The 26015-nt window shown below is 64.4% G+C and carries 28 protein-coding genes; 18 read left to right on the forward strand and 10 right to left on the reverse strand.

Translation table 11 applies throughout. From position 1 onward, the window contains the following. The first annotated feature begins 4 nt into the window (after positions 1–4). From recN to ABSY17_RS10280, 7 genes are all read left to right on the forward strand, one after another. Entirely contained in the window at positions 5–1684 is a 1680-nt protein-coding gene (gene recN, locus ABSY17_RS10250; protein ID WP_378949954.1) for a DNA repair protein RecN, read from the forward strand. Positions 1685–1763: 79 nt separating this feature from the next. Then, positions 1764–2039, forward strand: a complete 276-nt coding sequence (locus ABSY17_RS10255; protein WP_378949956.1) for a type II toxin-antitoxin system RelE/ParE family toxin — start codon at positions 1764–1766, stop codon at positions 2037–2039. A 9-nt stretch (positions 2040–2048) separates the two neighbouring features. After that, positions 2049–2378 (forward strand): HigA family addiction module antitoxin, encoded by a 330-nt coding sequence (locus tag ABSY17_RS10260; protein ID WP_378949958.1) that lies wholly within the window; start codon positions 2049–2051, stop codon positions 2376–2378. A gap of 165 nt (positions 2379–2543) precedes the next feature. After that, on the forward strand, positions 2544–4700 hold the full coding sequence (gene ligA, locus ABSY17_RS10265; protein ID WP_378949960.1) for an NAD-dependent DNA ligase LigA: 2157 nt from the start codon (positions 2544–2546) through the stop codon (positions 4698–4700). Positions 4701–4708: 8 nt separating this feature from the next. Then, positions 4709–5299 carry a 3'-5' exonuclease gene (locus ABSY17_RS10270; protein ID WP_378949962.1) on the forward strand — a complete coding sequence of 197 codons (591 nt, stop codon included), beginning with the start codon at positions 4709–4711 and terminating at the stop codon, positions 5297–5299. A gap of 104 nt (positions 5300–5403) precedes the next feature. Beyond that, the gene (locus ABSY17_RS10275; RefSeq protein WP_378949964.1) at positions 5404–6138 is read left to right on the forward strand and encodes an AzlC family ABC transporter permease; all 735 of its coding nucleotides are present in this window, start codon (positions 5404–5406) and stop codon (positions 6136–6138) included. Further along, positions 6135–6431, forward strand: coding sequence for an AzlD family protein (locus ABSY17_RS10280; RefSeq protein ID WP_378949966.1), 297 nt, complete (start codon positions 6135–6137; stop codon positions 6429–6431). The genes ABSY17_RS10275 and ABSY17_RS10280 overlap by 4 nt, the downstream gene beginning before the upstream one ends. Positions 6432–6652: 221 nt before the next feature. Here ABSY17_RS10280 and ABSY17_RS10285 read toward each other — a convergent pair whose 3' ends face one another. From ABSY17_RS10285 to ABSY17_RS10300, 4 genes are all read right to left on the reverse strand, one after another. Then, entirely contained in the window at positions 6653–8482 is a 1830-nt protein-coding gene (locus tag ABSY17_RS10285) for an aminopeptidase P family protein (RefSeq protein WP_378949968.1), read from the reverse strand. 114 nt (positions 8483–8596) lie between these two features. Beyond that, entirely contained in the window at positions 8597–9469 is an 873-nt protein-coding gene (locus ABSY17_RS10290; protein ID WP_378949969.1) for a 50S ribosomal protein L11 methyltransferase, read from the reverse strand. Positions 9470–9492: 23 nt separating this feature from the next. Then, positions 9493–10071, reverse strand: coding sequence for an SCO family protein (locus ABSY17_RS10295; protein WP_378952569.1), 579 nt, complete (start codon positions 10069–10071; stop codon positions 9493–9495). A 34-nt stretch (positions 10072–10105) separates the two neighbouring features. Then, entirely contained in the window at positions 10106–10267 is a 162-nt protein-coding gene (locus ABSY17_RS10300) for a hypothetical protein (protein WP_378949971.1), read from the reverse strand. 160 nt (positions 10268–10427) lie between these two features. Between ABSY17_RS10300 and ABSY17_RS10305 the strand changes: the two genes are divergently transcribed. The 5 genes from ABSY17_RS10305 to ABSY17_RS10325 all read left to right on the forward strand — a co-directional run bounded on the left by ABSY17_RS10305 (position 10428) and on the right by ABSY17_RS10325 (position 12651). Then, entirely contained in the window at positions 10428–10916 is a 489-nt protein-coding gene (locus tag ABSY17_RS10305) for a CreA family protein (protein WP_378949973.1), read from the forward strand. A gap of 46 nt (positions 10917–10962) precedes the next feature. After that, positions 10963–11604: a DapH/DapD/GlmU-related protein gene (locus ABSY17_RS10310; RefSeq protein WP_378949974.1), complete on the forward strand. Its 642-nt coding sequence runs from the start codon at positions 10963–10965 to the stop codon at positions 11602–11604. Between the two features lie 60 nt (positions 11605–11664). Next, on the forward strand, positions 11665–12012 hold the full coding sequence (locus tag ABSY17_RS10315; RefSeq protein WP_378949976.1) for a DUF488 domain-containing protein: 348 nt from the start codon (positions 11665–11667) through the stop codon (positions 12010–12012). A gap of 99 nt (positions 12013–12111) precedes the next feature. Further along, positions 12112–12237 (forward strand): hypothetical protein, encoded by a 126-nt coding sequence (locus ABSY17_RS10320; protein ID WP_378949978.1) that lies wholly within the window; start codon positions 12112–12114, stop codon positions 12235–12237. Between the two features lie 117 nt (positions 12238–12354). Further along, positions 12355–12651, forward strand: coding sequence for a hypothetical protein (locus ABSY17_RS10325; RefSeq protein WP_378949980.1), 297 nt, complete (start codon positions 12355–12357; stop codon positions 12649–12651). A gap of 51 nt (positions 12652–12702) precedes the next feature. Here the strand turns inward: ABSY17_RS10325 and ABSY17_RS10330 are convergent, their stop codons facing one another. Further along, entirely contained in the window at positions 12703–12900 is a 198-nt protein-coding gene (locus tag ABSY17_RS10330; protein ID WP_378949982.1) for a DUF1059 domain-containing protein, read from the reverse strand. A gap of 183 nt (positions 12901–13083) precedes the next feature. Between ABSY17_RS10330 and ABSY17_RS10335 the strand changes: the two genes are divergently transcribed. After that, positions 13084–13350: a CopG family antitoxin gene (locus tag ABSY17_RS10335; RefSeq protein WP_378949984.1), complete on the forward strand. Its 267-nt coding sequence runs from the start codon at positions 13084–13086 to the stop codon at positions 13348–13350. 7 nt (positions 13351–13357) lie between these two features. On the opposite strand, the gene ABSY17_RS10340 is transcribed toward ABSY17_RS10335, so the two are convergent. The 3 genes from ABSY17_RS10340 to ABSY17_RS10350 all read right to left on the reverse strand — a co-directional run bounded on the left by ABSY17_RS10340 (position 13358) and on the right by ABSY17_RS10350 (position 17092). Continuing rightward, on the reverse strand, positions 13358–15856 hold the full coding sequence (locus ABSY17_RS10340) for an ATP-dependent helicase (protein ID WP_378949986.1): 2499 nt from the start codon (positions 15854–15856) through the stop codon (positions 13358–13360). 127 nt (positions 15857–15983) lie between these two features. After that, positions 15984–16412, reverse strand: a complete 429-nt coding sequence (locus tag ABSY17_RS10345) for a hypothetical protein (protein WP_378949988.1) — start codon at positions 16410–16412, stop codon at positions 15984–15986. Between the two features lie 11 nt (positions 16413–16423). Further along, positions 16424–17092 carry a hypothetical protein gene (locus tag ABSY17_RS10350; protein WP_378949990.1) on the reverse strand — a complete coding sequence of 223 codons (669 nt, stop codon included), beginning with the start codon at positions 17090–17092 and terminating at the stop codon, positions 16424–16426. Between the two features lie 325 nt (positions 17093–17417). On the opposite strand from ABSY17_RS10350, the gene ABSY17_RS10355 reads away from it, so the two are divergent. Then, the gene (locus ABSY17_RS10355) at positions 17418–18299 is read left to right on the forward strand and encodes a dienelactone hydrolase family protein (protein WP_378949992.1); all 882 of its coding nucleotides are present in this window, start codon (positions 17418–17420) and stop codon (positions 18297–18299) included. Between the two features lie 48 nt (positions 18300–18347). Here the strand turns inward: ABSY17_RS10355 and ABSY17_RS10360 are convergent, their stop codons facing one another. Both ABSY17_RS10360 and ABSY17_RS10365 read right to left on the reverse strand, forming a co-directional pair. Continuing rightward, positions 18348–18545: a hypothetical protein gene (locus ABSY17_RS10360; protein ID WP_378949994.1), complete on the reverse strand. Its 198-nt coding sequence runs from the start codon at positions 18543–18545 to the stop codon at positions 18348–18350. 147 nt (positions 18546–18692) lie between these two features. After that, positions 18693–19172, reverse strand: coding sequence for a thioesterase family protein (locus ABSY17_RS10365; protein ID WP_378949996.1), 480 nt, complete (start codon positions 19170–19172; stop codon positions 18693–18695). A 111-nt stretch (positions 19173–19283) separates the two neighbouring features. On the opposite strand from ABSY17_RS10365, the gene ABSY17_RS10370 reads away from it, so the two are divergent. The 4 genes from ABSY17_RS10370 to ABSY17_RS10385 all read left to right on the forward strand — a co-directional run bounded on the left by ABSY17_RS10370 (position 19284) and on the right by ABSY17_RS10385 (position 26003). Then, positions 19284–20699: an FAD-binding oxidoreductase gene (locus ABSY17_RS10370; RefSeq protein ID WP_378949997.1), complete on the forward strand. Its 1416-nt coding sequence runs from the start codon at positions 19284–19286 to the stop codon at positions 20697–20699. A gap of 174 nt (positions 20700–20873) precedes the next feature. Next, positions 20874–21329, forward strand: a complete 456-nt coding sequence (locus ABSY17_RS10375; RefSeq protein WP_378949999.1) for a GNAT family N-acetyltransferase — start codon at positions 20874–20876, stop codon at positions 21327–21329. A 90-nt stretch (positions 21330–21419) separates the two neighbouring features. After that, positions 21420–21950: a hypothetical protein gene (locus ABSY17_RS10380; protein WP_378950000.1), complete on the forward strand. Its 531-nt coding sequence runs from the start codon at positions 21420–21422 to the stop codon at positions 21948–21950. 180 nt (positions 21951–22130) lie between these two features. Beyond that, positions 22131–26003, forward strand: coding sequence for an AsmA family protein (locus tag ABSY17_RS10385; RefSeq protein ID WP_378950002.1), 3873 nt, complete (start codon positions 22131–22133; stop codon positions 26001–26003). Positions 26004–26015 lie beyond the last annotated feature (12 nt).

Raw genomic sequence — 26015 nt, forward strand, 5'->3', positions numbered from 1 at the left:
CTCGATGCTCTCGCGCCTGTCGATCCGCGATATCGTCCTGATTGAACGGCTGGACATCGACTTCTTGCCGGGTCTTTCGGTGCTGACTGGCGAGACTGGTGCCGGAAAATCCATTCTTCTCGATGCGTTGTCGCTCGCGCTCGGTGCGCGCGGCGACGCCTCGCTGGTGCGCCATGGCGCGACCCAGGGGCAGGTGACGGCCGTCTTCGACGTGCCGCGCAACCACCCGGTACGCGCGCTGCTTGCCGACAATGCCATCGAGGATGACGGCGACGTGATTCTGCGCCGGGTGCAGACAGCCGACGGCCGCACCCGCGTCTTCGTCAACGACCAGCCCTCCAGCGTGACCTTGATGCGCGACATCGGCCGTGCGTTGGTCGAGATCCACGGTCAGCATGACGACCGCGCTCTTGTCGACGGCGGCGCGCATCGCGAGGTGCTCGATTCGTTCGGCGGGCATGTCGGTGAGGCGCGTGCCACTGCTGATGCCTGGAAACTGTGGCGCACGGCCGAGCAGGAGCTTTCCCGTCACCGCGCCCGCGTCGAGGCTGCCGCCCGCGAGGCCGAGTATCTGCGTGCTTCGGTGACCGAGCTTTCCAAGCTCGATCCGCAGCCGGGGGAGGAGAGCGAGCTTGCCGAACTGCGCGCCTCGATGATGCGCGTCGAAAAGATCGCTTCCGAAATCCAGGATGCGCAGGACGTGCTGTCCGGCTCGTCCTCGCCGCTGCCGCAACTGGCGAGCCTGCTGCGCCGCCTGCAGCGCAAGGCAGCCGAGGTGCCTGGCCTGCTCGACGAGGTGGTGAAGTCGCTCGACGAGGCAATGATCTCGCTCGATGCGACGCAATCGGGCGTCGATGCGGCGCTCCGGGCTACCGAATATGACCCCCAGCGCCTTGAAAAGGCGGAGGAGCGGCTGTTTGCACTGCGTGCGGCCGCGCGCAAGCACAATGTCGCCGTCGACGATCTCGCCAAGCTGCGCGACACCATGGTCGCCGACCTTGCCGACCTCGATGCGGGTGAAGAGCGGCTTCAGGGGCTCGAACAGCAGGCACGCGCCACGCGCGACACCTATGACCGCATTGCCAACAACCTCTCCGAACTGCGCAAGACGGCGGCCGAGGGGCTGCGCAAGACGGTCATGGCTGAGTTGCCCGAACTGAAGCTCGAGCGGGCGCAATTCATCGTCGAGATCTCGAGCGAAGCCGACAATCGCATGCTGGAAGGCATCGACCAGGTCGAGTTCTGGGTGCGTACCAATCCGGGAACACGTCCCGGTCCGATGATGAAGGTGGCGTCCGGCGGCGAGCTGTCGCGCTTTCTTCTGGCGTTGAAGGTGGCGCTGGCCGACCGCGGTTCGGCTCCGACTCTCGTCTTTGATGAGATCGATACCGGCGTCGGCGGTGCCGTAGCCGACGCCATCGGCCAGCGGCTGGCGCGGCTTTCCAGCCGTGTGCAGGTGCTTTCGGTCACCCATGCGCCGCAGGTTGCCGCACGCGCTGCCACGCATTTCCTGATCTCCAAGCAGGGCAACACCGACCGCGTCGCCACCGGCATCCACGAGATGGACCGGACCGCGCGCCAGGAAGAGATCGCCCGCATGCTCTCGGGCGCCACCATCACCGAAGAGGCGCGCGCTGCCGCCGAGCGGCTGCTGCGGGAGAATACGGTGGCCGCTGCGTCCTGAGGGTGTGATGTCAAGTGTAGCGTGTCGCTTTACACTTCGAGTCCTTTGACCTATCTTGAACGGCATGAGAATCCGAAGCGTGAAGCACAAGGGCTTGCGCCGACTTTTCGAAGCCGACGATGCGAGCGGGCTTCCGCCACAATTTGTCGACAAGATCCGCAACATCCTTGGCTTCCTGCAAGACATGGAGCGGGAAGAGGAACTGCGCTCTGTCCCAAGCTGGAAGGCGCATCAACTCGGTGGCGAGCGCAAGGGCACCTGGAGCCTATCCGTCACTCGAAACTGGCGTTTGACCTTTCTCATAGACAAGACCGACGTTGAGATCGTCGACCTCGACTATGAGGACTACCATTAGGAGGTGGCTATGAGCGAAACACAGGGTTTCAGGCTGAAGAGCCCGCCTCATCCAGGGAGTTTTGTCCGAACCGAGATCATCGAGCCGATGGAGTTGTCGGTGACTGCGGCGGCGGAAGCGCTTGGCGTTACCCGTGCGGCTTTGTCTACGTTCATCAACGGCCGCTCGTCGTTGTCACCTGAGATGGGCTTGCGCATCGAAAAGGCGTTCGGTGTCAGTATGGAAACGCTTATGCGCATGCAGAACACCTACGATATTGCTGAAGCCCGCAAGCGTGAAGGCGAAATCCAGATATCGCGCTATGTGCCAAAATCGGAGCTGAAGCAGCCGCATTCTTGAGGCGAAATCGACCCGCCCGCCCCTGAGCCCGGACCACTGTAGGGCTAGGCAGATTGTCAGGAGCGTTTGCGATCCCGCTGAATTGACGTGGAATTCGGTCGGGGCGGCTCCCTAGGAGCCGCATCCTGCACTATGGTGGCCCGGCAATTTAGCCGGAGCCGCATCATGTCCGAGAAATCAGTCGAATCGCTGAGCGAGGCGGAAGCCGCGGCCGAACTTGCGCGGCTGGCTGAGGAACTCGCCGAGCATGACCGGCGCTACTATGCTGAAGACGCGCCGACGATCACAGATGCTGCATATGATGCCATGCGCCGGCGCAACCTCGCCATCGAGCAGCGCTTCCCGCATCTCATCCGCGAGGATTCGCCATCCAAGCGGGTAGGGGCCGAGGTTTCCGCGAAGTTCGGCAAGATCACCCATGCGGTGCCGATGCTGTCGCTCGACAACGCCTTTGCCGACGACGATGTGGTCGAATTCGTCGGCCGCATCAGGCGCTTCCTTAGGCTGGGGGCGGACACGCCGATCGCCATCACCGCGGAACCTAAGATCGACGGGCTGTCGCTGTCGCTGCGTTACGAGCGTGGTCGGCTGGTATCGGCGGCCACGCGCGGCGACGGGCAGGTAGGCGAAAACGTCACCCCCAATGCGCGCACCGTGGCCGATATCCCGAACGTGCTGTCGGGCGACTTCCCCGACGTGCTCGAAGTGCGTGGCGAGGTCTATATGAGCCATGCCGACTTCGCCGAGATCAATCGCCGCAACGCCGAGGCGGGCAAGCCGCTCTTCGCCAATCCGCGCAACGCGGCAGCCGGTTCCCTGCGCCAGCTCGACGCATCGATCACCGCCAGCCGGCCGCTGCGCTTCTTCGCCTATGCCTGGGGCGAGATCAGTGAAATGCCCGCCGATACGCAGATGGGCATGGTCGCCGCCTTCAGAAGCTACGGCTTCAGGACCAATCCGCTGATGAAGCTTTTCGACAGCGTGGAAGGGCTTTTGTCGCAGTATCATCTCATCGAGGCTGATCGCGCGTCGCTGGGTTATGACATCGACGGCGTCGTCTACAAGGTCGACCGGCTCGACCTGCAGCAGCGTCTCGGCTTCATCTCGCGCAGCCCGCGCTGGGCCATCGCCCACAAATTCCCGGCCGAGAAGGCGACGACCATCCTCACCGGCATCGACATTCAGGTCGGCCGTACCGGCGCGCTGACGCCAGTGGCGCGGCTTGAGCCTGTAACGGTGGGCGGCGTGGTGGTCACCAATGCCACGCTGCACAACGAGGACTACATCAAGGGCATCGGCAACAGCGGCCAGGCGATCCGCGACGAGGAGCACGACATCCGCATCGGCGACACGGTGATCGTGCAGCGCGCCGGCGATGTCATCCCGCAAATCCTCGACGTCGTCATGGAAAAGCGCCCGGCGGATGCGACGCCCTACGTCTTCCCGATCCGCTGCCCGGCCTGCGACAGTCATGCCGTGCGTGAGGAGGGCGAGGTGGTGCGCCGTTGCACCGGCGGCCTGATCTGCCCGGCGCAGGCGGTCGAACGGCTTCGCCATTTCGTCTCGCGCAATGCCTTCGACATCGACGGCTTGGGCGAAAAGCAGATCGAGTTCTTCTTCCACGCCGAGGATCCGGCGCTGCGCGTGCGTTCGCCTGCTGACATTTTCACGCTCAGGCGCCGTCAGGAGGGCTCGCTCACCAAGCTGGAGAACATCGAAGGCTTCGGTGTGACTTCAGCGCGCAAGCTGTTTGCGGCTATTGACGATCGCCGCCAGGTGGAACTCTCCCGCTTCCTGTTCGCGCTCGGAATCCGCCACATCGGCGAGACCAACGCCAAGCGGCTGGCGCGCCACTACATCAGCTTTGATGCCTTCAGGAAGGCGGGCAGCGAAGCTGTCATCCCCGAAGGCAAGGGCGACAAGGGTAACGCCGCTTGGCAGGAACTGACCGCAGTGAGCGGTATCGGTGCGATCGTAGCGGAGGCCGTGGTCGAGTTCTTCGCCGAGGAGCACAACAGGCAGGTGGTCGACGCGCTCCTGGCCGAGGTGACGCCGCTGGACGAAGAACGCATCGGCGACGTCTCGTCACCCGTGTCCGGCAAGACGGTGGTCTTCACCGGCTCGCTCGAGAAGATGTCGCGCGACGAGGCCAAGGCGATGGCCGAGAAACTAGGCGCCAAGGTCGCGGGCTCGGTGTCGAAGAAGACCGATCTGGTGGTGGCAGGCCCCGGCGCTGGCTCGAAGCTCAAGACCGCAACCGAGCTGGGTATCGAGGTCATCTCCGAAGACCAGTGGTTCGAGCGGGTCAATCAGGCGGGCTGACTGAATTCATGCGTGCAATTGCCATCGACTTTGAAACGGCCAACGAGCAGCGCAGCAGCCCGTGCTCGGTCGGCCTGGCCTGGATCGAGGATGGTGCCGTCGTCCGCGTGGAGGAGCGGCTCATCCGGCCGAAGGACATGCGCTTTTCGCGCTTCAACATCGCCATTCACGGAATCCGCCCCGAAGACGTAGAAGACGCCGCCGAATTTCCCGAGGTCATGGAAGAGTTCGAGGACGATCTCGGCGACGCGCTGGTCATCGCCCACAACGCCTCTTTCGACATGAGCGTCATCCGGGCGACCTATGCGCTCTACGGTGTCGCCAGTCCTGGTATCGATTATGCCTGCACCCTCAAGATGGCGCAGAAGGTGTGGAGCCATCTGGCGTCGCACCGCCTCAACGAGGTGTCGCGCCACATCAACTTCTCTTTCACCCACCACAATGCGGCCGAGGACGCGCACGCCTGCGGCGAGGTCGCGCTGGCTGTGGCGCGACATTTCAACGTGTCTGCGATGCGCGAATTGCCGATCAGGCTCGACATGACGCTGGGCCGGATCCATGCCGGCGGCTATTCGCCGTGCTCGATGAAGCGCGCCTGACTTTTGGAACCGCTCATCACCGCAGCTGAATCGTGGCTCAAGCGAATTGATGTGACAGGCCGAGCCGGCTGACATATGCAGGCCTTCCAAAAAGTGGAGGCACCATGTCGAGCAGCAAGCGCCGGGCTGAAATCTGGCAGGGCGTGCGGCTGAGCGTGCCGGTGGTCATCGCATCCGCGCCCTTCGCCGTGCTGTTCGGTGCCCTGGCCGTCGACAATGGTTTCAGCGTCGGCGAGGCGACCTTGATGAGCGCCACGATCTATGGCGGCGCCAGTCAGCTGGTCGGCATCGAGCTGTTCGGCCAGCATGTTGCGCCCTGGCTCATCGTGCTGTCGATCTTCGCCGTCAATTTCCGCCATGTGCTCTATTCAGCGGCCGTCGGCCAGTACTTCGATCACTGGCCACTGTTGAAGCAGGTGGTCGCCTACTTCTTCCTCGTCGATCCGCAATATGCCGAAGCCGAGCGCAAGGGCGAGGCAGGCGGGGAGGTGACCTTTGCTTGGTACATGGGCATGGCGATACCGATCTATGTGTTCTGGGTCGCCGAGAGCGCGTTGGGCGCCTTGTTCGGCCGCCTGATCCCCGATACCCACGCCATCGGCCTCGATTTCCTGCTGCCGATCTATTTCCTCGGCATGGTCATGGGCTTCCGCCAACGCCCGCGCTGGCTGCCGATCGTCGTCGTCAGCGCTGCGGCATCGATGATCGCCTACAAGTTCGTCGGGTCGCCATGGCATGTTTCGATCGGTGCTCTGGCGGGTGTTCTGCTTGCGGCAGCACTTCCGCTGCGTGCCGAAGATGCGGCCAAGGACGACGAGACGGTGGAGGTGGTGTCGTGAGCACGACGCTCTGGATCATCATTGCAGGCGCTGTTGCGACCTATCTGACGCGCATTGGCGGCCACCTGGTCATCTCGCGTTTCGAGCGCATCCATCCGCGTGTCGAGGCCGGACTGAATGCGGTGCCGGCGGCGGTGTTGACTACGCTTGTGGCGCCTGCCGCTCTGTCGGCCGGGCCGGCAGAACTGGCAGCGCTTGCCGCAGTGGCGATCGTCTCGCTGCGCGGCGGTCTGATGACCATGTTCCTCGCCGGAGCCGCGGTACTGATCGCGCTCAGGCATCTCATCGGCTGAGGCGGGCCGCCGCGCTGGCGCTGTATCGCTGTTGTGGTGTCGTGCGTCCTTCGACAGGCTCAGGATGAGGGGCATTGGTGCGGTGCGCTTCTCTCGAGAGCCTCGACAAGAATGCGATGGCGCAAGCAGTCCTCATCCTGAGCCTGTCGAAGGACGCACGACAGGACCCGCTGCAGGGCGATCAACCCGCCAACCCCGGATGGTAACGGGCCAAGAGCGCCTCAGCGGATCGGCTTGGTCGCTTTTTCCAGCCATGCCAGCGTTTCACCGTCGAGCATCGGTCCGATCTCGACGAGCACGCGTGCATGGTAGGCGTTCAGCCAGTCGAGTTCGTCGCGGGTCAGAAGGTCGGTGCGCAAGAGGCGCTGGTCGAAAGGAGCGAGGGTCAGCGTCTCGAAACCGTGCATGGCAATGTCCCCGCTGGGCAGGTCGTCCGGCCGTGTCACCAGGATCAGGTTTTCGAGACGAATGCCGTAGTGGCCCGGCTTGTAGTAGCCTGGCTCGTTGGACAGGATCATGCCGGCGAGCAGCTTTTCCATGCCAGTCTTGGCGATGCGCTGCGGGCCTTCGTGCACCGCGAGATAGGAGCCGACGCCGTGGCCGGTGCCATGGGCGAAGTCGAGCCCGCGCTTCCACAGGGCGATGCGGGCGAGCACGTCGATGTCGCAGCCACGTGCACCCGCAGGAAAGCGCGCCGTCGAAATGGCGATCAGGCCCTTCAGCACCAGGGTGAAGCGCTCGCGCATTTCCTCCGATGGCTTGCCGACCGGCACGGTGCGGGTGATGTCGGTGGTCCCGTCCTGATACTGCGCCCCTGAATCGAGCAGGAACAGCTCGCCGTCGCCGAGCACGCGGCTGGTCGCCCTCGACACGCGGTAGTGCATGATCGCGCCATTGGGCCCGGCGCCCGAGATCGTGTCGAAGGACACGTCGCGCAGCGGCATCTGTGTCTCTTCGCCGGTTATGCGGCGGCATTCCTCCAGCTTGGTGACAACAGCGATTTCGTCGACCTTGCCGGGCTCCTGACGGTCGAGCCAGCACAGCAGCTTGGCCACCGCAGCGCCATCGCGGCGGTGCGCGGCGCGGGCGCCGGCGATCTCGGCGCTGTTCTTGGTGGCGCGGGGGAGGCGCGCCGGGTCGGGGGCTGCGACCACCGTGCCGCCATTGTCCTCGATCAGCGCACGCAGCCGGTCGGCCGCAAGGACGGGGTCGAGCGCGATCTTCGCGCCGGACTGCGCAAGTGCTGCGACAGCGCTTTCAAGCTCGGCGGGCGCCTTGATGTCGGCGAGCTGGGTGAGATAGGCCTCTTGGGTGCGGCCGAGCTTGCGCTTGTCGAGGAAGACGGTGTGCGAACCGTCGGCGGCCAGGATGGCGAATCCGAGCGCCAGCGGCGTATGGGGCACGTCGCCACCACGGATGTTGAAGCTCCAGGCCAGCGACGACGGGTCGGTCAGGATGGCGTGGGTGGCGCCATCCTTGGCAATCGCCGCTGCAAGCCGCTTGAGCTTGTCCTTGGCGAGTTCGCCGGCAAAGGTTTCGGGGTGGATTTCCACCTTCGCCAGTGGTGCTTCGGGCTGGTCCTGCCAGATGGCGTCGATGGGGTTTTGTGCGAGGGGAACCAGCACCGCGCCTGCCTTCTCGGCGGCGGCGCTAAGCGCCTTGACCTCGGCCATGGTGTGCAGCCACGGGTCGAAGCCGAGCCGGGCGCCCTTGGCAAGATTTTCCTTGGTCCAGACGGACGGTGGATTGTCGACCAAGCTCTCGATGGTGAAGATGCCGAGATCGACCTGGTCGCGCACCTGCAAGGTGTAGCGGCCGTCCACGAAGACATAGGCGCTTTCGGCCAACACGATGGCGACGCCGGCCGATCCCGAAAAGCCGGTCAGCCATTTCAGCCGCTCCGAGCGCGCGGCGACATATTCGCCCTGGTGCTCGTCGGCACGGGGCACGATGAAGCCATCGAGCCCGTTGTCGGAAAGCCATTGCCTGAGAAGAGCAACGCGCGGTTTGCCTACGGAGGGATCGCCGGTGGAATCGAAGGACTGGAACATGGTTCTTTCCCGGGAAAGCTTGATTGTCAGCGAAACTATCGCTGGAGGCAGGGGCTGGCAACGCCGCCGGCTTGGGCCAGCGGCGATGGTTCTCTGCCTTTGCGCGTAGCGGCGCTAGTTCTTGAGGTGGATTGTCACCCAGCCTTCCCGGTGGAAGGTTTCGACGTGGCGGAATTTCTGGCCCGTATAGGCCTCAAGCACCGCGTCGTGCTGGCGGTCGAGGATGCCCGACAGGATCAGCGAGCCGCCGGGGGCGAGATGGGCTGCCATTTCCGGCGCCATCTGCATTAGCGGCTGTGCCAGGATGTTGGCGACAATCAACTCGAACGGTCCGCGCGCCGCAAAGATCGGATCATCGAAGCTGTCTGCGGTAACCGTCTCGACATGCTCATTTGCATCATTGAGCCGCACATTGGCTGCCGCGACTTCCGTTGCGACCGGGTCGATGTCGGTGGCAAGCACCGGGATCGGCGCGAGCTTGGCGATGCCGATGGCGAGCACGGCGCTGCCGGTGCCGAGGTCGAGCGCGTTGCGGGGCTGCTCGGCCGTCACGACCTTCTCGATCATTTCCAGGCAGCCGGCCGTTGTGCCGTGGTGACCGGTGCCGAAGGCGAGGCCGGCCTCGATCTCGATGGCGATCTGGCCGGGGCGGAGTTCGTTGCGGTCATGGGCGCCATGCACGAAGAAGCGGCCCGCCTGTACCGGTTTCAAGCCTTCCAGGGACTTTGCCACCCAGTCGATATCGGGCAGCACCTCGCGGCCGATTGCGCCGGTGTGTCCCTCTGCGGCCAGAACCTCGGCCATGCGGCGCTCGATGTCGTCGACATCGCCGTCGGTGTAGAGCGACACCTCCTGGATGTCGTTGTCCTCGTCCACCTCCAGCACGGCAATCGGCCAGCCGTCGTCCTCGAAGGCAGTTTCGAGGGCTGCGAAGATGCGGGTTGCGGCTTCGCGGCCGGTAATGATGTGTAGCCGTGTCTGGGTCATGTCGGGTCCGGGCGAGGGGTTGGTCAGCCTTTGGCTGCGAGACGCTTCAGCTTGGCGAGCGCTGCTTCGGGGTTCTCCTCATAGGCGATGGTGCCGAAGAAATCACCCTTGCTGTCGAGCAAAAGCACTGAGGCCGTATGGTCCATGGTGTAGTCGCCGCCCTCGGTCTCGACCTTCTTGGAATAGATGCCGAAGGACTTGGCCATGGCCGCAATCTTCGCCGGTTCGCCGGTGATGCCGGTGATGCGGTCGGAGACGTTGCTGACATAGGTGTTCATCACCTCGGGCGTGTCGCGCTCGGGGTCGATGGAGACGAAATAGGCGCGGATGTTCCTGCCGTCGTCGCCCAGTTGCTTGAGCCAACCGTCAAGTTCGACCAGCGTGGTCGGGCAGACCTCGGGGCAGTGGGTGAAGCCGAAGAAGACCGCGCTCGGCTGGCCGCGGAAGGCTGCCTCGGTGATCGCCGCACCCTTCTGGTCGACAAGCGTGAACGGCGCGCCGAAGGCTTGGCCGCCGTTCTGGCTGCGATACCAGTCGAAGGTCATGAAGCCGACGACGGCGGCCATCAGGATCAGGATGCTAGTGAGTATGAAGCGCATTATCAATCAATGATTCCGTGGTTTGGGGCCGGCAAGGTCAGAAGCACCATGACATGCCCGCCTCGACGAGCGACATGAAGATTCCAGCGTCCTTGTCGAGCCAGGAAGCGAAGGCGAGGCCGGTCGCAGCCGCAAACGCCGTGGCGCCGAGTGCGATCCACGCAGTCGTCGCAAGCGATATGGGCTGGACCTGTTTCATCTCTACTTCATAGCGCGCCGCGGGCGTTGCCAAAAGGGACATGTTGACGCCGCCAATGGTCGGCTCAACACCATTTCGAGAGGCCGAGGCCGAGGATTGTCTTGCAACGGGCAGCCAGCCTGCCCAAGTGTGGGTGGCAACCGGAATTCAGGAGGTTTTGATGCGGCTTCGCCTTTCTGCCCTTGTCACCATCCTCGCGCTCGGCGCCACGGCTCCCGCCATCGCCCAGCAGGTCGGCGAGGTCGGCGTCGACTGGCTGGGCAATGACATCGTCGTCGAGGCGATCAAGGATCCCAAGGTCGAGGGCGTGACCTGCCACGTCTCCTATTTCAGCCGTGGCGTGATCGACCGATTGCAGAAGGGCAACTGGTTCGAAGATCCTTCCGATAGCGCCATTTCGTGCAAGCAGACCGGGCCGATCACCATCGGCGACATCAGCTTCAGCGAGGGCGGCGAGGAGGTGTTCAAGCAGGGCATCAGCCTGATCTGGAAGAAGCAGGTTGTGAACCGCATCTACGACAAGAAGAACCAGACGCTGATCTATCTCGCGCATTCGCGCCAGGTGCAGCAGGGCTCGGCCAAGATGTCGATGACGACGGTCCCGCTCTATGGCCAGGAGGTGGTGTGGTCGAAGGGTAAGCCGCAGTAGGGACGATGCGCTTGCGGGCGCAGTCAGGCCGGCGTAAAGCCGCTTGATGGACACGCCTGCCGACCTTCGCTTCAAGGATGACGAACCGCGCATCCACCCTACCGCCGAACTGAAGGGCTGCCGTCTCGGCCGCCATGTGGCCATCGGCGAGCGTGTGGTGCTGCGCGAGGTCGTCGTCGGCGACTATTCCTATTTCGAGCGCCATGGCGAGGCGATCTACACGACCATCGGCAAATTCTGTTCGATTGCGGCCAACACCCGCATCAACGCGCTCGAGCACCCGATGGAGCGCCTTACCACCCACAAGGTGAGCTACCGACCCAACGAATATTTCCGCTATCTCGGAGTTGACGGCGATTTTCGCGAGCGCCGGCGGGGCAAGCCGGTATCCATCGGCAACGACGTATGGATCGGCCATGGCGCGGTGATCATGCCGGGGGTGACCATCGGGAACGGCGCGGTGATCGGCGCCAATGCGGTTGTGACGCGCGACGTCGGAGCGTTCGAGGTCTTTGCCGGTGTGCCGGCGAAGCGGCTGAAGATGCGCTTTCCCGCCGAGATCGCTGCCCGCATCGAGGCACTTGCCTGGTGGGACTGGCCGGCCGAGCGATTGTTCGAGGCCATACCCGACATGCAGAGCCTTTCGATCGAAGCGTTCCTCGACCGCTGGGAAGCCCGGCCGGACTAGGCAGGCTTTCCCTGACCTTCCGGTAGGCCTATCCTCGACGCTTTGACGGCGGAGGATTAGATGGGCACCATCAAGATCAAGCGCGTCTATGAACCGCATGATGGCGATGATGGCTTCCGCGTGCTGGTCGATCGCGTCTGGCCGCGCGGCATCACCAAGGAAAGGGCGGCGGTCGATCTCTGGCTCAAGGAGGTCGCGCCCTCGACTGAGCTCAGGAAATGGTTCGGCCATGACCCGCAGCGCTGGGACGAGTTCCGGGCGCGCTATCGCACAGAACTGGAGGCACAACCGACCCTGGTCGAGCTGTTGCGCGACCGGGCAGCCAAGGGGGCTTTGACGCTCGTCTATTCGGCCCATGACGAGGCGCACAACCAGGCGGTGGTGCTGAAGGAGGTGCTTTCGGCGTGAGCATGGCCCCTGTGGACGGAACCTGGCGCGGGCGTAACGTATTTCCTTTGGAGAGGCACTTCGATATTCGAACGGCTTTTCACCACGATCGCCAACAAGGTGGCCTATGCGGCAGGCCAGCTGCTGGCATTTGTCGTTTGTTTCCTGGTCGTCGTCTGGGCGGTGTCCGACGGCGCGCTCTCCAAACGCTCGATTTTGGTGCTCAATGCTAACGGCAGCGATTAAGATGAAATCGCGAATGCCGAAAACAACCATAGCATGCTCTTAACCTCGTTTCTCTTCCTGTGGTTGACGAGCAGGGGGTGCGAAGGACAAGATTGTTTCCGCAAGGGTGGGCAAGGCGTGAGCGATTGGCTGGAGATCCTCAGGGAGCAGGCCGAGACCGGTGCGCAAATGGCGCGCGAGGTCCCGGCGACGCTTGCCAATCCCGATATCAGCCGCGATCAGGTCAAGAAGCTGTTCGCCGCGCTCGAGCAGCAGGCCGAATTCGTCGAGCAACTGCGAGAGGTGCTCGAGGCCAATGACTTCGAGCCAGAAGTTCTGGTCGCCGCCGAGGCTCTCGAAGAGCAATATGCAGAACTCGCAGCTTCGGCAGCCGAGCGGCTCCGCCAGATGCGGCAAAGCACCAGCCAATCCTGATGTCCGTGCATGACCAAGGCGGCGATGGTCGCGCACGCCGCATTTGCACCCTCAGTTGGGCGGCGTGCCGTCGTGGATCACCTTCTTGAGTTCGGCGCGGAAGGCCGGGGTGTCCTTGGCGCTATGGACCGCGACGGCGTGCTGGACGGCGGCATTGATCAGCTCGTCCTCGCTATCGGCCGCAATCGCGACCGTGCACTTCATTTCGCTGGGGTATTCACGGCAGTCGATATAGTGGCGCATCGTCATCGCCTCCCTGTGACTATATATTAGGTATTACTAATTTTATTCCTGGGGAGGGGGCGCGACAACGGATAATGTAAGGGCCCGAGCCTGCAAAGGTCATGCCGTTCGTGACGGACGGCGAGAAAATATTCCTCAAGACCCTGTTTCCCAGTCGCAAGGCGACAAGGGACTATCTTGGAGGCTGACATGGACGGCAAGAAGATCACAGTCGCCGAAGAGCGTGAACTGGTCGGCAGTGCCGAGCGTGGCGAGTGGGTTTCGGCCGGTGACGTCGAAGCGCGCCGCGCATTTTGGCGGGAGGCGGCCAAGGGTGTTCTCGACGGCAAGCGGCAGCGTATCTCGATCTCGATCCCCGAGCGCGACCTCGCGCGGCTCAAGGCGCGCGCCGCGGAAGAGGGGATGCCCTACCAGACACTGGTCAACTCGATCCTGTACAAATATGTGGAGGGGTGAGGGGCCCTCACACCGGGTTCACGAACCCATCCAGCACCTTCTTCTGGCCGGCCTTGTCGAAGTCGATGGTCAGCTTGTTGCCGTCGACCACCGCGACGTTGCCGTTGCCGAACTTCTGGTGGAAGACGCGGTCGCCGACCTTGAAGCGCGAGGGCTCCGTGGCGACGGACTTGGCGACCAGCTCGCCCTCGATCATGCGGCCCTTCACCGAGCCGCGACCGGCGCCATAGCCTGAATCGGTCTCGCCATAGCCGATGCGCTCGACCGAATGGCCGGAGCGCGAGCCCCAGTTGCGGTCGGTGGCTTCGTTCCGATTTTGCTTCGCGCGCTGCCAGCCCGGCGTGGCGTAGGTGTTGGAGAAGGACTTTTCGCCGACGCTGTCGAAGCGCGAGGCGCCATAGGGGTTCTGGCGGCCGCCACCGTAGCCGCCGTAGGAATTGCCGGCGTCGGCGACCTCGACATGCGCCTCGGGCAACTCGTCGAGGAAGCGCGAGGGGATGGTCGACTGCCACAGGCCATGTATGCGGCGGTTGGACACGAACCACAGATGCAGGTTCTTCTTGGCGCGGGTGAGGCCGACATAGGCGAGGCGGCGCTCCTCCTCGAGGCCCGAGCGGCCACCCTCGTCGAGGGCGCGCTGGTGCGGGAACAGGCCTTCCTCCCAACCGGGCAGGAAGACGGTCTCGAACTCCAGGCCCTTGGCCGAGTGCAGCGTCATGATGTTGACGGCGTCGAGCTGTTCGTCCTGCTCGGCGTCCATGACGAGCGCGACATGTTCGAGGAACGAGCGCAAAGACTCGTATTCCTCCATCGAGCGGATGAGCTCTTTCAGGTTTTCGAGCCGGCCCGGCGCTTCAGCCGAGCGGTCGTTCTTCCACATGTCGGTGTAGCCGCTCTCTTCGAGAATGGTCTCGGCGAGTTCGGTGTGGGAGGTGTTTTCGAGCGCCTTCTGCCAGCGTTCGAAATTGGCCGCGACCTCGCGCAGGGCGGCGCGCGGCTTGGGCTTCAGCTCGTCGCTTTCGGCGAGGTTTCGCGCCGCCTCGAGCATGGGGATGCCCATGGCGCGCGCGGTGTCGTGGACCTGGCGGATGGCGGCTTCGCCGAGGCCGCGCTTCGGTACGTTGACGATGCGCTCGAAGGCGAGGTCGTCGGCCGGTTGGGCGACTACACGGAAATAGGCCATGGCATCGCGGATTTCCTGGCGCTCGTAGAAGCGCGGGCCGCCGACGACGCGGTAGTTGAGGCCGAGGGTGACGAAGCGGTCTTCGAACTCGCGCATCTGGAACGAGGCGCGGACGAGGATTGCCATGTCGTTGAGATTGTGCTTCTGGCGCTGCAACTGCTCGATGGTCTCGCCTACGGCGCGGGCTTCCTCCTCGGAGTCCCATGCCGCATGGACGATGACCTTGGCGTCCTCGGGGTCGGCGTGCTCGGTGAACAGCGTCTTGCCGAGGCGCCCCTCATTGTGGCGGATGAGATGGGCGGCGGCGCCCAGGATATGGGCCGTCGAGCGGTAGTTGCGCTCGAGCCGGATGACGGTTGCGCCGGGAAAATCCTTGTCGAAGCGCAGGATGTTGTCGACCTCGGCGCCGCGCCAGCCATAGATCGACTGGTCGTCGTCGCCGACGCAGCAGACGTTCTTCTGGCCAGGCGCGCCGGTTTCCTGCGCCAGCAGCCGCAGCCACATGTATTGGGCGGTGTTGGTGTCCTGGTACTCGTCGACGAGGATATATTTGAAGCGCTTGTGGTACTCTTTCAGCACATCCGGATAGGCGCGGAAGATGCGGATCGGGTGGCACAGAAGGTCGCCGAAATCGCATGCGTTCAGCGTCTTCAGCCGGTCCTGATAGGCCTTGTAGAGCTCGCGGCCCTTGCCGTTGGCGAAGGAGCGGGCGTCGCCCTCGGGAATCTCGGCGGGCCCGAGGCCCTTGTTCTTCCAGCCGTCGATCATCATGGCGAACTGGCGCGCCGGCCAACGCTTGTCGTCGAGCCCTTCGGCCTGGATCAGTTGCTTGATCAGGCGGATGACATCGTCGGTGTCCAAAATGGTGAAGTCGGAGCGCAGCCCGGCGAGTTCGGCATGGCGGCGCAGCATCTTCACGCCGATCGAGTGGAAGGTGCCGAGCCAAGGCATGCCCTCAATGGCTTCGCCAACGAGCAGGCCGATGCGGCTTTTCATCTCGCGCGCGGCCTTGTTGGTGAAGGTGACGGCAAGAATTTGGCTTGGGTAGGCGCGGCCTTGGCTGAGGATATGGGCGATGCGGGTGGTGAGCACGCGCGTCTTGCCGGTGCCGGCACCGGCAAGCACCAGAACAGGACCCTCTGTGGTCTCGACCGCCTGGCGCTGCTCGGGGTTGAGCCCGTTGAGATAATCAGGCGCGGCAGAGCTTTGGCGCGCGGCCATGGCGCGCGCGGCAATGCCGCCGGGCGCGGGCGCGCCAGCGGGGCGGGGCGCAATTCCGCCGGGCTCGTCGAAGAACGGCATATCGTCCGGGAAATCTGACATTTGTCCCGAATGTAGTGATTCGGGCCAGAAAGGCCAGAACATGAATGGCCGCAGCATAGGCTAAAGCCGTTTCTGCACCCGCGCCCAAGCCTCGGCGCGGGTGTTTTCATGACTCTTGCGGCCAGTGTCAGAGCCCGAAATGCCCTTTCAGGGCAGGTACTGCGTCGACCAGACCGCTGACCGTCTGGGGGCCGGCGGCGTCCTGGGCTTCCCGCATGAGTGTCTCGCCGGCCTGCTCGATCTGGGCCATGTCGAGGCCGAGCGAGCGCAGTTGCGTGATGCCGTTGACAATCGCGCCGGTCTTTTCTCCAAGCGAAGCGCCAAGCAGTGAACCCAGCGAGCCGTCATGGCCGCCGCCACTGCCTGCGCCGGCCATGACGTCGTAGCTATGGGCGAGGTCGTCGGCGCCGGGAATCCTGGTGAAAAGGCCGGCGCTGGCGACGCCGCCCGATTCATGCTCCAGCACCGAAAAGATGGTGCCCACCGCCTTTTCGGCTGTTGCTGGATCAAGTTTCAGTTGAGTCGAGACGGTGTTGACGATGTCTTGTGCGTTCATCAGCGCTTCCCTCAACCTCCGGCCTTCAGCCTGGTATTGCACTGGCTCCAGAACTGGGGCCACTTGGCGCCGGCAGGCAGCGTGCCCGCCTTCTTCTCGCTCTGCCATTCGGTCGAGCACTCGTGGATGCGCTGACGGAAGGCTTGCTCGCCCGGCGTCAGCGGCTTGCCGCCAGGGCCGGTTGCCGGCATCGTCGACTTGGAGGTCGATGCGGTCGTGGTCGGATCCGGCGGAACCATCGCCTGATCGGACTTGTCGTTTTTGATGCTGGCGCTGCAGCTGGAGAGGAAATCCGGCCATTTCTGGCCGCCGAGCGTGTTGGCCTTCTTGGCCGCCTGGTACTGCTCGCTGCAGATCTGCTGGGTGGTCTGGTGGCCGGCTGTTGTGCCTGAGACGGCCGCGGACTTCTTGGTCTTGGTATTGGTGTTTGCCGGTGCCATGGCGCCGGTCTTGCTCTTGTCGGTCGGGGACGTTCCATCCTTCATCGCTGCACTGCATTTGGACAGGAATTCTGGCCACTTCTCGCCGTGGAGCGTGTTGGCTTTTTTGGCGGCCTGATACTGTTGGCTGCAGGCCTTGGTGGTCGATGTGCTGGCGGCATAGCCGGGCGTGGCAAGCGCCACGAAGGCTGCGCTCGTCAGGCCGAAAGCGCATGCGGTAACAAGTCTGGAAAAGCTCATCGTCTCGTCCTCCTTGCGGACACAGCTACGCCCCTCGGAACGAACCGCTCGTTCCGTTCGGAAACGCGCTCATGGAGGCAACGGAATGCGCAGTGGGACGCCGAAGGACTCGGCGACGACGCTGCGAGCATGGCGAAGCCAGCAAGGCCAGTGTCGACGGCATTGTGGCGGCACTGGCGCAGCGAAGTCACATGACAAAAATTTAATTTAGCGGTGACTAAACTATTTGGCAGGCGTTAGCGATCCTGTCGCGATCTCACGTATGGTTGATTTGACTGAGCTTCATACAACCGTAGGGTTCGGTAGTGTTTCTGGAAGAGAGAACATGACCGGCCATCCCGTCATCACCCAGGCTATGATCGACGCTTATGACGAATACACGCACCTGACGCTCGATCGCCGCGGTTTCATGGAGAAATTGAGCAGACTGGCCGGCTCCGGCGTGGCCGCAGCGGCCATCGCTCCGCTGCTGGCGGCGAACCAGGCACAGGCGGCAATCGTCCCTGAGGGTGATGCCCGGCTGAAGGGCGAAGACATCACCTATCCCGGCGGCGCTGGCGAGATGAAAGGCTATCTCGTCCACCCTGCCGGTCAGTCGGGCAAGTTGCCAGCGGTGATCGTCATCCACGAGAACCGGGGGCTCAATCCGCATATCCGCGATGTGGCGCGGCGCATCGCACTGGAGGGCTTCCTCGTGCTGGCGCCCGATTACCTGTCGCCAATGGGCGGGACACCGTCGGACGAGGACAAGGCACGCGAGATGTTCGGCCAGTTGGATCCGGCCCAGACGATCGCCAATGGCGTGGCAACGGTGGCTTTTCTCAAGGGGCACGAACTGTCGAACGGTAATGTCGGTGCGGTCGGCTTTTGCTGGGGCGGTGGCACGGTCAATACGCTTGCCGCCAACGCGCCGGACCTCAAGGCCGGCGTCGCCTACTATGGTGGACAACCGAAGGACGAGGCGGCGATCGCCAGGATCAATGCCGCGCTGCTGTTGCATTATGCCGGGCAGGACGAGCGCATCAATGCCGGCATCGACGCCTACAGGGCGGCGCTGGAAAAGGCGGGCAAGAGTTTCGAGATCTTCGTCTATGAAGGCGCCCAGCACGCCTTCAACAACGACACGTCGGAAGCTCGTTACAGCAAATCAGCGGCAGACCTGGCCTGGGGCCGCACCATCGCCTTCCTCAAGAAAAACCTGAGATGAACCCGCAAGGCGGGGCAGGGCGTAAAGCAGATGCAGCGCCCACCCCGGTCACGCCACTCCGCGCTTGGAGCGCGCCTGACGCAGGATGACGCGCCAGCGCAGCATCTCGATGGGGATCGGCCTCTTGTTGTTGGCGATCACGAAGATCTCGTTGTTGAGATTGCGCAGCGAACGCCAGAAATCATAGTCGCTGATGCGTGGATCGCAGGCGAGCTTGTTGGCCGTCGCTTCGATGTCAGTGTGCATGCCTTGCCTCAAACCGCCCGGTGCCCACCGCCGCGACTCAATTTCGCTGGGTGGATTTTCGGGGCGAGGAGGCAGGCGATCAACGAACCGCCGGCTGCGATGGAGGTTATGAACAGGTAAGGTTAACCGCCTGTGGCCTTGGCGCCACTATGCCGGCCTGCGCCGGATGCCGATGGCGCGGCCGGCGCGCTCAGGCATCGGCAGCGACGCGTGGGCCGCGCGCATTGCCTCGACATTGGCCATGATGTCGGACGGGAAGGCGGCGACCTTCGGGCCGCTCATGTCGACGTGGAGTGCCAGGCTTTCCGACGTCGCCGCGAGCCAGCCATCGACATGGCGCAGTTCCTGGTAGACGCGCAGGCGCTTGTCGTCATGGTCGAGCAACTGGAAGCTCGCCGTAACACGGTGGCCGAGATGCAGTTCGCGCACATAGCAGACATGCACCTCGGCGGTGTAGATGGTGAGCTTGCGGTCGCGGGCGTAGGTCGCGCCCATGCCGAGCAGGTCTAGCGCTTCGTCGCAGCAGCGGTCGAACAGCACATTGTAGTAGGCCATGTTGAGATGGCCGTTGTAGTCGATCCAGTCTTTTTCGATTTCCATGACGCTGGACACGAACGGCACTGGCATGGCGTAAACCTCTTAGGCTTTGGTGGCGCTGGACAAACCACGGTGACTGGCAGATTACCCAAGCCTAGGGCGCGGGCAATGCGCCAAGCTGTTCCAATTCTGGAGGAAATGATGGCGCTCAGCGACCTTAAGGCGATGGCCCGCGACGAGGCCGGAATCGCGGCTGTGCTCGGCATCCTCAAGCAGACGTTCGGCGAGCGCTTCCAGACCGGCCAGGCGATCCGCGAGCAGCATGGCCACACCACGACCTACCTGCCCAACCAGGCGCCTGATGGCGTGGTGTTTGCCGAAAGCACCGCCGACGTCCAGGAGGTGGTGCGGGTCTGCGCCGAACATCGCGTGCCGGTCATCGCCTTCGGCACGGGCACGTCGCTGGAAGGCCATGTCAATGCGCCCGCAGGCGGTATTTCGCTCGACACCTCGCGCATGGACAAGGTTGTTTCGGTCAATGCCGACGATCTCGACTGTACGGTTCAGGCGGGCGTGACGCGCGAGGCGCTGAACACCTATCTGCGCGACACCGGCCTGTTCTTCCCGATCGATCCGGGCGCCAATGCCAGCCTCGGCGGCATGGCTGCCACGCGTGCCTCGGGCACCAATGCGGTGCGCTACGGCACCATGCGCGAGAACGTTCTATCGCTACGCGCGGTGATGGCCGACGGCTCGGAGGTGGTGACGGCCAGCCGGGCGCGCAAAAGCTCGGCCGGCTATGACCTGACGCGGCTGCTGGTCGGCTCCGAGGGGACGCTCGGCATCATCACCGAGGTGACGCTCAGGCTGCAGGGCATTCCGCAGGCGATTTCGGGTGGCGTCTGCCCGTTCCCGACGGTCGAGGCGGCCTGCCGGGCGGTGATCACCACGATCCAGATGGGCATCCCGGTTGCGCGGATCGAACTGGTCAACGCGCTGCAGATGCGGGCGATGAAGAACTATTCCAAGCTCGACTATCCCGAGAGCCCGTGCCTGTTCCTCGAATTCCATGGCTCCGAGGCGGGCGTGGCCGAGCAGGCCGAGAGCTTTGGCGAGATCGCCGCCGAGTTCGGCGGCGGGCCGTTCCTGTGGACCAAGGTGGCGGAGGAGCGGGCGAAGCTGTGGAAGGCGCGGCACGACGCCTATTGGGCGTCGCAGACGCTGCGTCCCGGCGCGCGGGCGCTGTCGACCGATGTCTGCGTGCCGATCTCGCGGCTGGCCGAATGCATCGCCGAGACCGAGGCCGACATCGAGCGGATGGGGCTGGTGGCCCCCATCGTCGGCCATGTCGGCGACGGCAATTTCCACACGCTGGTGCTGATGGACCCGAACGACCCGGCCGACATCGGCAAGGCGGAGGAATTCGTCAAGCGACTGGCGGAGCGGGCAATCTCGATGGATGGCACTTCCACCGGCGAGCATGGCATCGGCCAGGGCAAGATGGGGCTGATGAGCCGCGAGCACGGCCATGGGGTCGAGGTGATGCGGGCGATCAAGGCAGCGCTCGATCCGCACGACATCCTCAATCCGGGCAAGATCCTGCCTTTGGCCGAGTAGACGCGGCGGCGTTGACGGGCAGGGGCGGTGCTGCTAGTTCGGCGCCGTCCAACCGGGAGACTTATGCGCAGAGACTTCACAAGCTGAAGCGTCGGCCCAAGTGCCGATGACGGCCGAAAGGCTGAACGGGCGCCTATGCGCCTTTCTCTGAACGCATATTCCAAGGACAATTCCATGAAACGCGCTCACGGCGTGAAGATTCGCGCCTATTCCGACATGACGGATCGCAACCGCCTGACCGAAATCTGGCTGGACGCCTCACGCGTCGGCCACCCATTTCTGTCCGAGTCCGATTTGCTCGACCAACAGGCCAAGGTGCGGGACATCTATTTGCCGCAAGCAGAGAACTGGGTCGCGGAACTCGACGGGAAGTCGGTAGCCTTCATAGGCCTGATCGACAGCTTCATCGGTGGGCTGTTCGTCGCTCCGGCAGCCCACGGTCATGGTCTCGGCAAGGCGCTTGTGCTGCATGCGGCAGGTATCAAGGGCGCGCTCGAGGTCGAGGTCTACGCCGCCAACAAGGCGGCGGTGGGCTTCTACCAGCGCGGCGGCTTTGTCGAGGTCTTGCGGCACTCCCAGGATGACGAGGGCAGACCGCTCGAGGTGATCCGGATGCGCCGGGCGGGGTAGACCCGCCTGCTTGACCCGGTCGGCATTTGGCCGGAGAATCCGCTCGTCCCGCCTGACGGGGCGAGCACAACGGCAAGCGAGGACGACCACATGGCGATGTCGCGTAAGCACGAGGCTCGGGCGCTGAGCGATGACGAGCGCGAACTGGTAGAGAAATCCCACCATCCGGAGGTGCAGAATCTCTCCGACGCAGAACTCCAGAAACTGGTGAAAACGGTACGCGAAAGGCGCGACAAGGCGCAGACGGAAGCGCACCGCAGGCGGCGCGAAATGCGCGGCAAGGCCACGCCGAAGGGAACGAGGCCGTCGAAGATGGACGCCGGCAGCAAGGCCAAGCTGGAAGTCCTGGCGATGAGCATGCGGCGGCTGAACGGCGAGGTCGAACGCCGGCGGCAGCTGGCCGCGCGGATCGAACTGGTCGAGAATGCGCGCCATGCCCTTGCGATGACCAAGAAAAAGAAGCCGGCGCGCAGTGCCGATTTCAACACGCGCCAGGCACATCTGGGCATGCGGGCGGTGGAAAGTGGCAAAGCCAAGAGCCTGGTGCGGCCGATGGAACGAGGCCGCCTGCGCAAGGCGGCTGCCGTGGCGCAGGCCAAACGCGACGCAAGGCCGGCTTAGAGCGCAGCGTGTCCACGGCGGCACGAAGATCTTCGGACCGATGCGTCAGGGCGGTGCATTTCACGGGACAACGGCGGCAGCGGCGTTGACGTGCCTGCACGCCCGGCCCAACATGCCACCAAATGACCATGCTCCTGCGTTTAGTCGCTTGGAACGCTTTAACAGATTTTCCCCGAGGCAATGCTCGCACGCCTGTTCGTGATATTCGGTGGACTGTTCGTGCTGGCGCTGTGTGCGGCGCTGGTGGGTCCGTATTTTGTCGACTGGTCGGGCTACAAGTCCGATTTCGAGCGCGAGGCGAGCGCCATCCTTGGCCGTCAGGTGACGGTCGAGGGCGATGTCACCGCACGCATCCTGCCGTTTCCTTCCGTAACCTTCTCCGATGTGAGCGTCGGTGGCGGTGGTGGCACGGAACCGGCGATGACCGTCGAGACATTTTCGATGGATGCCGAGCTCGCGCCGTTCCTGCGCGGCGAGTTCTTCATCTTCGACATGCGGCTGGTGCGGCCGGTGGCGACGATCGACGTTGCCGCCGACGGCACGGTCGATTGGGCAATGCGCCCCAACGCACCATTCGATGCAAGGCAGATTGCCATCGAGAAGCTGACCATCACCGACGGCAAGGTGCGGCTGCGCCATGCCGCGAGCGGGCGCGAACATGTGCTGTCGGAGATCAACACCGCGGTTTCGGCCAAGTCGCTGGCCGGGCCGTGGCGGGTCGACGGCTCGCTGAGCGTCGACGGAATGCCGACGCAGCTGTCCGCCTCCACGGGTTCGGTCGACCCGAACGGCCAGATGCGGCTCCGCGTCCGTGCTGCCCCTGAGAAATACGGCTTCGTGCTGGAAACCGATGGCAATGTCAGCATGCACACGGGGCAGGGCCTGTATGCTGGCGGCTTTACGGTCGCCGAGAACCGGGCTGAGCCAGCATCCAAGCCGCAGGGAGGCGCGGCCCAGGCACAGGGGAAACCGGCAGATCCAGGATTTCGCCTGAAGGGCAAGTTCACGCTCGACCATGCCAGGCTGGGCGTCGAGGAGTTCCGCTTCGAGACCGGGCCGCTCGACGATCCCTACACGGCCGACGGCAAGGCCGAAGTGGATCTGGGCGCGGCACCACGCTTCATAGTCACCGCCAACGGCGCGCAAGTCCGCTTCGACGAGGCGACCGGCGGCGAGACTGCCGGGACGGGCGTGTCGGTTTCGGAGCGCCTGACGGCGCTGGAGAAGGTGTTGGCGGAGTTGCCGCGGCCGACGATCCCAGGAACTGTCGATGTCGATCTGCCGGCGATCGTCGCCGGCGACACCACGGTGCGCGACGTCAGGCTTTCGGCTGAGCCGGCCGACGGAGGCTGGAACCTGAAATCGGTCGCGGCGACACTGCCGGGGCGCACACGGCTCGAGGCCGACGGTTTCCTGCGTACCGAAGGCGGCACGGCATTTGACGGGCAATTGCTGTTGGCGGTGGGCCAGCCCTCGGGCTTCGCCGCATGGGTGGCCAAGGATGTCGACGAGGCCGTGCGCCGGCTGCCGGCAGCGGGCTTCAAGGCAAAGGTGACGCTGACGCGCGAGCAGCAGAGGTTCGAAGATATCGAACTTATTCTCGGCAAGGCGAAATTCACCGGCGAACTCGACAGCCTCCAGCCCGGCGACGCGCGCGCTTCGGTGACGATGAAGCTCGACGGCGGCGAACTCGACGTCGAGGGCGTGCGCGCCTTCGCTTCGCTGTTCGTCACCGAAAAGGGCGCGAACCGCTTCGAAGATACCGATCTGGATATCCAGGTGAAGGCAGGCCCGGTGAATTTCGCCGGGCTCAACGCCGACACCGTCGATACCGCGCTGCGGCTGCGCGAAGGCGTGCTGGAAATCGACCGGCTTTCGCTCGGCGGCCTCGCCGGCGCGTCGCTGAGCGCCACCGGTCGGGTCAAGGGTTTTCCGGCCGCGCCGACCGGCAATCTCGACGCATCCGTGGTGGCGGTGGACCTGGCACCGCTTGTATCGCTTGCCGCCAGGCAATTTCCCGGCAACCGGTTGTTGGCTGGCCTTGCGGAACGCACTGCCGCATATCCGGACCTGTTGACGGATGCGCGGATCGATCTTGTGGCCAGCGCGGTCGAAAACGGCGACGGCTCGACCGGACTGGCGCTCAGCGCGCAAGGCAAGGCAGGTGGCTCGGACCTTTCCGCCACGCTCTCTGGCGAGGCCATGGCCGGCAGCTTCGACAGCGCGAAAGTGAAGCTCGATCTGACCGCCCGCAATGACGACGCCACCAGCCTGCTGGCGCTGGCGGGGGTGCCGGTGCTGCCGCTGGGCGTGACCGGGCCGGGTGAACTGGCACTTGCGGCCAGCGGTGCCCTGCAAGACGGGCTCGAAGTCACGGCGAGCATGAAGGGCGAGGACGCCTCGGCGGGCTTTGCCGGCACGCTTGCGCTAAGCAGCGGGGCGCCCAGCCTGCACGGACGGGCAACGCTGCAAGCCGCGGACATCGAGCCGTGGCTGATGACGACGGGCATGTCGATGCCTGGCATGGGCATTGGCATGGCGCTGGATTTCGCTGCGGACGCCAGCTTCGCCGGCGGGCGGCTGGCGCTGGACCAGTTCGACGGCGCCATCAACGAGGGGAAGGTGGTCGGCAACCTCACCGGGGAACTGGTCGAGGGCAAACCACATCTCGGCGGCGCGCTGACGCTCGATGAACTCGACCTCAGGCCGGTCGCGCAGATGTTGCTCGGCGCCGACGCGCTGGACGGGGAGGGCGGGACCTGGGCTGCGGCGCCTTTTGCCCCGAAATCGGCCGCACCGTTCAGCGCCGACCTCGAAATCACTGCCGGCACTCTTGCAGCCGAGCCGCTCGGCACGGCCAACGATGCGGCGCTGAGGATGCAGCTCGACAGCCAGTCGCTCAGGCTTTCAAACATCAACGCCAAAATCTTCGGCGGCACGCTCGATGGGCTGGTCGAGCTCAAAAATACCGACGGTACGGCGCTGCTGACCAGTCAGATAAGGCTCGACAGTGCGGACGTTTCGGCGATCCCCAATGCTGCCAGCTTGGGCGGCAAGGGCAGGTTTTCGGCCGCCCTTACGGGAAGCGGCAAATCGGTCGAAGGGCTGGTCGCCTCGTTGTCCGGCTCGGGCACGGCGGCGGTCGACGGGCTGACTGTGGATGGCTTCAATCCCGACGCATTCGGGCCTCTGCTTGCAAAGGCCGATGCGCTCGGTCGCGACATCGATGCGGCGCGAGTTGCCGAATTCGCGCCTGAAATCGCCGGTGAGGGCCGCTTCGGGGCGGACAAGGCGGAGGTTGCCTTCACCATGGCCGGTGGCATCCTGCGGACGCCGCCGCTGACACTGAAGTCTCCCACGGCGGTCCTGACGGCCGAGCTGCGCGGCGACCTCAGTTCCGGCGTCGTGGCGGCAAACGGCAGCATCGCCTACGCGCCTGGCAAGGAGGAGCTCGTCGGCTCCGAACCGATGCTGCTGTTCCAGCTCGAAGGCGAGCCGGGCGCAACGGTCCGCCTGTTCGATAGCGGCCCGATGGCGCAATACCTGACGCAGCGCGCGCTGGAGAAGGAACAGGCCCGAGTAGAGGCGATGCAGGCGGTGCTTCTGGAAAAGCAGCGTCTGCGGCGCGAGGCGCGCCACTTCGCGGCGTTGCAGGCCGAGCGCGAACGCATTGCCGAGGAAGCCCGGCTGGCTGAGGAGGCGCGGATCAGGGCCGAAGCGGAAGCGAAGGCGCAGGCCGAAGCCGCACGCCTGAAGGCCGAGGAAGAAGCGCGCGCCGCCGAAGTTGCGGCGAAAGCCAAGGCGGAAAGGGAAGCGCGAGCTGCCGAGGAACAGGCACGCCTCGCGGCCGAGGCAAAGGCGAAGCGCGAGGCGGAGGCAAATCTTGCCAGGCCCCCCGCCGAAATAGAGCGCGCGCCCTTGCCCGACGCGCGCCCCCAGCAGGCGCCCGAGCCCTTGGCAGAAGACGCCGTGCCGCCCGTAGGCGCACCGGTGAAAAAGAAGGTGGATCCCCAAACCCTGGAGGAACTCTTCAAGTCGTTTGGAGGCGGGTAGCAGGAGTACGCC

Origin of the sequence: Mesorhizobium sp. ANAO-SY3R2 (assembly GCF_042466635.1) — a bacterium.
Taxonomy (GTDB): domain Bacteria; phylum Pseudomonadota; class Alphaproteobacteria; order Rhizobiales; family Rhizobiaceae; genus Aminobacter.